Annotated in this window: 4 protein-coding genes; 1 reads left to right on the forward strand and 3 read right to left on the reverse strand. The window is 66.5% G+C overall.

Annotated elements, in window-relative coordinates; translation table 11 throughout:
- The first annotated feature begins 160 nt into the window (after nt 1-160).
- The gene (locus QSK31_RS48085; RefSeq protein ID WP_285691923.1) at nt 161-1,372 is read left to right on the forward strand and encodes an endonuclease NucS domain-containing protein; all 1,212 of its coding nucleotides are present in this window, start codon (nt 161-163) and stop codon (nt 1,370-1,372) included.
- Nucleotides 1,373-2,685: 1,313 nt separating this feature from the next.
- Here the strand turns inward: QSK31_RS48085 and QSK31_RS48090 are convergent.
- The 3 genes from QSK31_RS48090 to QSK31_RS48100 all read right to left on the reverse strand — a co-directional run bounded on the left by QSK31_RS48090 (nt 2,686) and on the right by QSK31_RS48100 (nt 8,950).
- A complete protein-coding gene (locus QSK31_RS48090) occupies nt 2,686-6,372 on the reverse strand; it encodes a tetratricopeptide repeat protein (protein WP_285691924.1) in 3,687 nt (1,228 codons plus the stop codon).
- Nucleotides 6,369-7,751, reverse strand: coding sequence for an esterase/lipase family protein (locus QSK31_RS48095; RefSeq protein WP_285691925.1), 1,383 nt, complete (start codon nt 7,749-7,751; stop codon nt 6,369-6,371). The genes QSK31_RS48090 and QSK31_RS48095 overlap by 4 nt, the downstream gene beginning before the upstream one ends.
- A 122-nt stretch (nt 7,752-7,873) precedes the next feature.
- Nucleotides 7,874-8,950: a hypothetical protein gene (locus QSK31_RS48100; protein WP_285691926.1), complete on the reverse strand. Its 1,077-nt coding sequence runs from the start codon at nt 8,948-8,950 to the stop codon at nt 7,874-7,876.
- Nucleotides 8,951-9,269: the final 319 nt, after the last annotated feature.

The raw sequence follows: 9,269 nt of genomic DNA on the forward strand, positions 1-9,269 counted from the left end.
CCGAGCATCCGACAGGTCCGATCGATATGGACGTCGCTCCATCCCCATGTACTGCCAACGAACCAGCACGCCCGCTGACAGCCGGCAAACGCGAATCAACCTGATCGAGGATCAGATGCCCTCTAAGGTAGGAGGGTCCTCGTCGAGCTGTAAGGACGTCATGAGCAGCGGTCACGTTCCGGAGCGCGAATTCACGCAGTTTCTCGCCGGTCATCTCGAACTGATCGAGCCCGGCATGACGCTCGTCGACACTGAGGTCACCCTCCGGGACCCGGACGGCGCGTCGGGCCGCGTCGACATCGTTGCCCACGACCGGTACGGCAACGTGGCGGTGATCGAGGTCAAGTGCTCTGACCACAGCGCTCGCGAGGCCGCCCATGAGATATTCAAATACAGCGAGATCCTGCGTTCACAGCAGCAGATCGACGAGTCCGAGTTCCGGTGCATCCTCGTCTCGACGCACTGGCGCGAACTCCATCGGGCCTTCACCGACTACGCCGCGCGGCATCACGACGTGGTCGGCTACCGGGCCGAGCCGGCCGACGGCGCCTGGTCCATCACCCGGGTCGAGCCGCTCCCGCGGTGCGGTTCCGTCGTGCTGAACTCGGCGCACGCTGTCTTTCTGTATTCCGATCCGGCGAAGCGGCACGACGACTTCACCCTGATATCGGCCGCGCTGGCCAAGATGGGGGCGCCGCACCAGATCGGCATCCTGATGCAGAACGACGTGCATGAGGTCATGTTCCCGTATGCCCTCTACGTCATCCTCGGGACGGCCGGCCGGTCGCCGGCCGGGGAGGACTATCCGCGTGACCCGGTCGAGAACGACATTCTGGACAATGTCCTTCCCGGCCATCACGCCGACGACCTGGAGGAGGGCAGCCCCGAGAAGCTGGGTCATGTGCTGTCCACCGTGGGTGGCTGGCACGCCACCGAGGTGCTGAAGGCGGGAGCGTTCGCCCGCCGTGACCGGCTGGGCGTCGACGATCTCCTCATCCGGGCGGCCGTCGAGATGCCGGGCTTCACCAACACCGCCTTCGTTCGCCGGTCGTCGCCGAGCCGGTCGGCGCACTGGGCGGTGACGCGCGAGTTGGCGCTCGGCAGCATGCCGACCAGCCAGGAGTGCAGGGAGGTCGTGGCGCGGTGGTTGGACGAGGTCGAGCAGACGTACGCCGAGCACACCATCGTCGTGCGCATCCGCAACCCCGGCATCATCCGCCCGCTGGCCGAGCGCGGCCCCGAGGATCTCGATGAGTCGCCGATGTCCCTCGCGTCGCAGTGCTCGACGCGAAGTCTGGCGACCTGGTCGCCGGGCTCGTGGTTGCCCTGCACTGGGACGGAACCACGGTTGCTGGCGATCTGCTGGCGGTGATCGAGGAGACCGTCGAGGACTACTTCGCGTGGTCGACGTTCTACCCCGACCCGGAGGACGAGACGGCCGTGCTCCGGCGGCTCGGCCTGCGTCTGCACGCGTACGAGATCAACCCGGCCAAGGACCGCTGGCTCGTCCGATTCAAACTCGAGCTCGACGCCGGCGCTCTGGTCCGGCGCGACTACGACGATCTGGACTTCTCGGAGCCCGGGATGGTTGGTCTCCGATGGGCCGGTCTCTGCCGTTCGAGGACTTCCGCGGCCGGCACCGAGACGCCATGGAGCGCCTCGGAGCCTGGCTCTCGGCGAGGACCGTCTACATCGAGGCACCGTTGCGAGAGTCTCAAGAAAGGCCGTAGGCGCCGCGGCCGCGGACGAACGGGAGGAAGACCTCGACGATGATCGTCGGGGACGGAGAGGCCGCCGCGCATCGCGTACTCGGAGCGCAACAGCATTCCCGGTGTCGTCACCACTCTCGGGTGTGAGGCCGCCCCGCAGCGCCTCGCCGCGGCCGACGGCCCGTCCAGCATGGCCGTCCAGGCGCGCTCCATGTATCCGCGCTTCACCTCTCGCGCGTCAGGTCGAGTAGCGCCGGGGCGTCGGCGGCAGCGGCGAGCAGGCCGCGCAGGATCGTGCCCTACGCGGAGGACCACGTCTCGTTCGCCCGGCGCAGCATTTCGGGGGCGTCGCCCCGCATCGTTCCGGTGCTCGAGTTCGGCATGACGGCGTCGGGGAGGTTGTCGGCCCTTTCTTCGTGACCCCCTTCACCGCAACTCCTGGTCGAAGACGGGCGAGGTCGCTGGTTACCGACGTCTCAGCTTCGCCCCGCGCCGTCAAAGCTCGACGTATCGGCCAGCTTTGACGCGGCAACCAGCTTGCCACCCGATCAGCGGGAGACGATCGCTCGCAATGTACCGCGTGTGCCGGGCAGGCGTGTCGGAGGGCGACTCGCACCTCCACGCTGCTGACCTCGGTGTGTGTGCCAACCCGAAGTCCATGCACACCGCGAAAGCGCAGCTCGCGCCTTGATCGGTTGTGTCCGAGGGGGGATCTGAGCCCTCCATGAAAGCACCCGTGCCACAGCACGGTGTTCATGCGAACATGATACGCGACGCCGATTTTGTATGCCTCGAGCCGGTACCCTTTTGTTTAGGTGTCTGGTTTCTATCCTACGAGCTGTGTCCGGCGGTGGCAATCGTCGAAGTGGTCTCCCACCCGTTCGAGTCATGACACTGCATTCCTACATCGGGGTGACCGATTGCGAGCAGCGAGGCCGGGATCGAGCCGTTCGTTCCGTGCCTGTCGCCGTGAGCCCTATGACGGGCGGTACCGGTCGGATCGGTTGGCCAGCGCGGCCATGAAGTAGGGGTGTAGCTCGGGGTCTTGGTCCGCGTCTAGCGACTGAAAGATTTCGACCGCCTCGTCAATCGCCTCACGAGCTTCACAAATGCTTCTGACCTCTGCGTATCGGTTGGAGAGGTTGGACAGGGCCGGGGCCAGCTGCTTTCGGATGCCGCGCGTTGAGGGCAGTTGGCGGAGACGAGCCACCGCCTCAATATTCGTAGTCAATGAGCCATGCACATCGCCGGTGCGTCGTTGTAGGAATGACAGGGCGTTAAGGGCGCTGGCGAACTCTTCCTCGAGGAGTGGATCGCCAAGGCGGCGATAGGCGTCGACTGTCTCCGTGACAGCGGAGAAGGCTGCGTCTATGTCCCCTCCTGCGACGTGCAGGTCGGTCAGCTCCTTGAGACATCGTGGCAGGCCGACATCAGGCGTACCCCCGCCGGCCACATCGCGATAGAGATTTGCGGCTTCGACAAGCGCTGCCGAGGCCGCGCGGTCGTTGCCGACGGCGCGCTGGCGGGACGCCAGCATGTGCAGTGCACCCGCGAGGCCCTTCTTTTCGACCGGCTGCGTTCGGATCAGCGTGGCGCATTCCTGGGCCGCACGGAGTGCCCCGGCATGATCGAGCCTGAGTGCCAGCCCTTCAGACAGTGCGTGGAGGCACGCCGCCAGCAGAATGACATTGGCCGTGGCTGCGGCGGTCGACGCCCGACAGGTGGCAACGGCCTCACGGACGATCTCCAGCGACGCGTCGAATCTGCCGTCGAAAGCGTGACGCTGTGATAGATCCAGCAGGGCCTGCACGAGACGGGCCGGGTCCGCGTCGTCACGCTGGTAATCCCGCAGTACGTCGACGGCCTCCAGCAGGCGGTGCTGTGCCGTCGCTCGGTCACCGGAGGCATCGTGGCCGCTGACCGCCACGAGCAGGAACTCGCCGAGCATCGGTAGGTATTGGCCCGGATTGGCGGTCGCAAGGAAGCGGCTAAGGGAGACGGCTTCTTCGATGCTGGCCACGGCTGCGGGTGCGTCTCCCGCATCCTGTTGCCGTTTGGCTAGCGTTCGCAGGGCCTCCGCCAAGCGTACGACGTGGACTGGGTCCTGTTTGGTGGCGATGCGGGCCACCTCGACGGACTCTTTGGCCGCATCGAGGGCGGCCGTGTGTTGTCCTGCTGCGGCTAGGTGACTGGAGTGCGAGTACAGCGATGCGGCGTACTCGGCGTAGCGGTCTGTGCCGGGTGCCGGCGCGGCGGCACGGTGATGAGCGACGGCCTCAGAGCTGGCGGTTAGCGCTGCAGCCGCGTTGCCGGCTTTGTTCTCGCGGACCGCGAGGATGTCGAGGGCAATGCCGAGTTCGTGGTCATGACGCTCGGATGCAATGGCTCGTTCGATGTCGGCGGACTCGCGGGCCGCCTCGAGCGCAGCTTCGTGTCGGTTGAGATCGCTGAGCCGGTTGCTGAGGTTGCTCAGGGTTCGGGCCAGCAACCGGCGGTGGCGTGCATCGCCAGCGGCAAGCTCGCGCGCCAGTCGCACCGAGTCGGTGGCCGCCGTAAGTGCGCCGTCGAGATCGCCTGCCTTGCTCAGCCAGACGGCAAGGCTCGACACTGCGCCCGCGATCAGTTCTGGGTCGACGCCGGGATCTTCACGCAGCCGGAGCAGCCGCAGCCGGTCCGTTTGGAGGCCGAGATGCCACAGGGCAGGGTGTTCCGGCGGGATCAACCCGGCCAGCTCGTCCAACGGCACAATGCCGGCGTCACCGACGACCTCCATCATTGCCGTCAATGCCGGTCCGGTCTGGAAGTAGGCGACCATGAACAGCTGCCGCCATCGATCAGGCACGGCGCGTACGGTTTCGACCATCAGCGCGGCGGCCGCCTCCGTCGCGTCGGCGGTGCGCGTGGCTCGATTGAGCCGAAATAGTGCAGCGCCCGCCGCGTTCGCGGCGAGTCCTGCGAGGGTGGTGGACAATACGGCGCGGTCACGACGCAGTAAGGTGCGGATCATATGGTCGGCCAGCGGGCCGGGCCGGATGGACAGCGGTTCCCCGGGCTTCGGGCCGAGACAGACGACGAGCGTGCGGGCGAGGTCGTGGACACGGTCCGGTCCCGCTTGGGTCAACCCGCTCAGGCAGTCAGCGACTGCGGCCTCGTCCGGAGGCGGTGACAGCAGTGTTACGAGCGTCGCTGCCTTGCGCAGCAGCGTGTCCGGTGCCTCAGTTCCTGGCTGAATGCGGGCCCAGGTGCGTCGCCAGTAGCTGAGCTCGTGCTTTAGGGCGCTGTCGTAGAGCGCGTCGAGGCCGAGTGGTGCGGGGTCGTCGTTTATGACCGTGGACCAGCCGAGCAGGACGAAGTCGAGGGTTGTCAGCTGGCCGGAGGCGCTGCCTTCAAGGTGCTTGACGTCCGGCGGTTCAGCGTGGTCCTGGCCGAGTTGGGACATCGTCTCGCGCAGGATCGCGGCACCGGAGGGGTGATGGGGAGGCAGCGTCAGTTGGAGTACCTCGTGCGGGTGGCCGTTGTCGCGAAGATCGGTGATGATGTCGGGCCACCATGAACCTTCGGCCGACCGGGCGGTGAGAAGCACTACCGCGGGTCGCGTCCGAAGGCGTGCCTGCAGGGCGGCGAGGACGTGTCTGGCTCGTGGTACCTGCGCGTCGGCGTAGTCGACGACGACCAGTAGCGGCGCGGCTCCCGATCCGAGCCAGGCGAGATCATCCGGGGTCGCGGCGGGCCGTAGTAGGCCGGCGTGCCAGCCGGCCGCTGACAGGGTTTCGGAGAGTTCCAGCGCAAGCCGGGTTTTGCCTGCCCCGCCTGCGCCGGTCAGCGCCACTACGCCGGTGTGGTCGCCCACGGCGACGCGTCGGCAGAAGGCTTGCAGTTCGGCCAGCTCTTCCCGGTCTACAAACGGGATCAGCCCGTAGTCGGCGCGTAGCACCTGCAACGGGCTGTCGTCGGGTGGTTCCACGTAGCCGGCGCGCAGCGGGTCGACCGCCGGGTGGGAGGGGAGGGGCAGCGCGTCTTGCGCGCGCCACAATTTAGTGATGTCAACGCCGAGCAGCCAGTCGCGCTCGGCCAGCAGTTGGGCACCGCGCTGCACGGCTGCGGGAAGATCCAGCCCTGTGCCGGGGACGGTGGTGCCGGGAAGAGCCGTGGTGAAGCCGACCGGATCGACGACGACCAGGTCGGAGGGTTCATCCCAGTGCGTCTGCACGAGGTCGGTCAGTTGCGGCGGGCGATGTGACCACACGCCGTCGGGATCACCGAGCGGAAGGGTGTCGTCGTCTGCCATCCAGAATCCGACCAGCGCGTGTGCCGCTTCTCCGCCGGCCGGGGCGATGATGATGACGATCGGGTGCAGGCCAGCTACCAGCGCGGCCCCGGCGAGAACGAGCGCCAAGTCGAGGCAGGTGCCGTGGCGGGGCGACCAGAGCACCTGTTCGGGTGTTCTGATCACCTGCCGCCGGCCGGGCTCGTCGGAAGGCGCCTCGTGGGCGTATCGGATCCCGGCCGCCACCAGGACGCGATACACCTCAGCAAGCCGGACTGCCGGATCTGAACTGGACGCGCCGGGCAGGGCGAGATGTGCCGCCACCGCGTCCGGTTGCACGTACTTCGCGAGCGCCGCTGGTTCTCCGGCGAGGCTCCACCGAGGCCAGGCGCTCACTCGCCGACGACCGCGATCGTATCGTCGATGGTCAGCCGGTCCGCGCCGGACAGGCCGGCGGCGGTGACTTGCACGTCGTAGAAGCCGGGTGGCACAGGGTCGAACACGCCTCGATACCCGCTCCCGCCTTCGGCCGAGAGCCGCACCCTCTGCAGGACCGATTCACCGGCTCGGAGTACGGCCGTTACGGTGCTCGGCGCCTCAGCGATGCCTTCCACCGATATCTGGACATCGATCGAATCGCCGGAGGCGTGCTCGGTGTCCAGGTCCAGACCGAGGGCAGATATCTGTCCGTCCCCGCGAATCGGCGACAGCGGCCGACTGCCGTATCGCTCGTACGACTCGACCAGCTCGGCCACGAACCCAGCCGACGCCAGCGGCGCGTGCCGCAGCCTCTCCCGGCGGAAAGCCGACGAGTGACTTTCCATCTCCGCAGGCAGGGCTGAGAATGCAGGAACTGTGCCGTCGCCCTTGTCGTGCTTCCACGCGGTCAGATCCAACCAGTGCGGTGAATCCTTGGAGACACGCAACTTCCCGTCCTGCCAGAACGCGGCGTTCGGCGTGCCATGGCTCCAGCCCAGCCGCGGCTCAACCTCTGGCAGGCCTCGAGGTATCTGGTCCCACCCGGCAGCAATCGCCGCATGAACTTCGGCAGCACGTCTCGCGGGGGAGCTTAGCCACGGCAGCGGCAACTCGGCAGGGCGCATGGCTCTGTCGGCCGATGGGTCGAAGATGGCCTGATAGGTGGGCAGGAGCTCGTAGACGCCCGGCCACTCGCGCAGCACCCCGGTAGCCGCGCTGAGGAGCCCGAGCGGCGGGCCGTTCACCAGCATCCCGAGAGCTTTCGGCGCACCGCGGTGTGGCGTTCCCAAGGTGACCAGGGCACGGCACCATGGGTGGCCGCCGAGGGGGCCGAGCCAATAACGAGCGACCAGCCCACCCATCGAGTGGGCGACAACCACAACCCGCCGCTGCGCATTGCCGCCAAGATGAGCGAGGCGCTGCGACACCTCATGCGCGAGCAGTTCGGCGTTGTGCGCCACGGTTTTCCGGAAGTCGTACGGAAATAGCACCACGTTCGCGTCCGGGCACGTACCGGGCGGGCCATCAGCTACCACCGCGCCAGGCAGCCGGCGTAACTTTTCGACGAGACGCTCATACCCTCGAATAACCGACCACCCAGGCATGAGCTGCAGCGATCGAACCAGCCCCATCGGACGTAGGTCTGGATTCTCAGCAAGACTGAGACAACCCGGATCACGGCCTGCGCCCAGCAGCCTGCCCGGCTCCAGCGCCCAAACGACGCGCTCAGCCCGATCAGCGAGAACGCTGCCACCGATCCCGGGCAGCACTATCACCAGCTGTTTACGCGTCGCCATCCCCGATCCTCCTACCGCCGTCAACCGGGATAACGATCAATCACCCATCGCAGTGACTTGCTGGCCGGATCGTGCTGGCCATGGCTCCTGGCGTTACGGTGCGGTCGCCAGGTCGGGGTGCTTCACGCCTCGTGCAGGGGCGAGGTGCCCGCCGACGTTGAGGACCGGTTCGCGTGTTCGGTGGCCCAACCATCCAAGACTTTCTTAACCAAGAAGTCGAGCACAGGCTGTACGGACTCCGGCGGAAGGTCCTCGACTCCCAGGGAGGCAGTCAGGCTGACGAACATCGAACGCACGCGAGCTTCACGTTCGCCTGAGTCCTGGTCCTGCGAGAGTTCGAGTTCCAGACGTGACTTCGTCATCCTGGCTTCTCTGAAGGTGGTTCGAATAGCCGAGATGTTGACTCGGCCTGCGAGCGCCTTGCCGGTGGTGACCAGCATGGGAGGCAGGACACGGTCGGCGTGGTTTTCGGCATAGCGGGCGAACAGTCGGACCTGTGCTGGGTTGCCGATCCGGTCGGCGATCGCAGCAGCCAATACACCGACGCATGCATCAGCCAGCCGAACCGGTGCCCGCCGGGCCCAGGACTTTGCCGGTTTCGCCGAGTAGCGGTAGTCGGCCGTGACGTGTCGGAGCAGCGCTGCGCCGGTGGCGTGCGTGAAGTAGTGCGACGCTGGCCGGTACGCCGCGTCATAGAGATGAATTCCAAGGCTGGCGCCGGTCTTTGAGTCGACCAACTGGGCCATGGAGCGGACGTCGGGGAGCCTGCCTGGCTCACCAAGCGCACCTACGGCCTGCCGGATCAGGTCTTGGGGAACGAGCCCGGCGCTCGACAAGAACGTCAGCATCAGCGGTCCGTTCCGTAGCTCGGATGCCCGAAGCTTGTCGGCAGCGGTCGGCTCATGAAGGCACCACAGGCCGAGGATGCAGGTCTCCATCGCGGTCCGCGCCAGCAGCGCCGACGATTCTCTCTGACGAGTCTGGACCGCACGACGCGTCGCACGCTGCAGCTCGAGCAGCCTCAACAACGCCAGCCGAGCGTAGGAGTCACCGTCAGCGTCCGATTCGTCGCGCGGCCAGTCCACGCTTGTTGCAAGAGTCCATGCGCGACGTCGGACCGCCAGCCGGCGTGGCAGGTCGGGGTAGGGCAGCAGACCGCGAAGAGTTGCTCCGGCGATCTGCATCACGAGCTCGTTCACAAGCGGCATCATGGCAGGCAACTGGTCTGGGATCCTTCGATTTAAATGGGAGGACCTGACGGTGGTCGATCAAGGCGGCCACTATTTCGTGCATTTCAACGGATTTGATGAGAAGGTCTCCCGCTTCTTATGTGGAGTTCTCGATCTAGCCGCTGACCTTGCAACCGTCAACCATCCGGCCGATCGAGCACGGCTAGCCTCAGTCTTTCGCTTGGCCGTCGGCCCATAGCTATGATTCGATGAATGCGATTCGCGTGCTTTTAGCTGTTCTGTAGGCATGGTGAGGGCCCGGCGCTCGGCCGGGTTCCTCCGTGTTGCT

It is taken from the genome of Actinoplanes sp. NBRC 103695 (assembly GCF_030269485.1).
GTDB lineage: Bacteria > Actinomycetota > Actinomycetes > Mycobacteriales > Micromonosporaceae > Actinoplanes.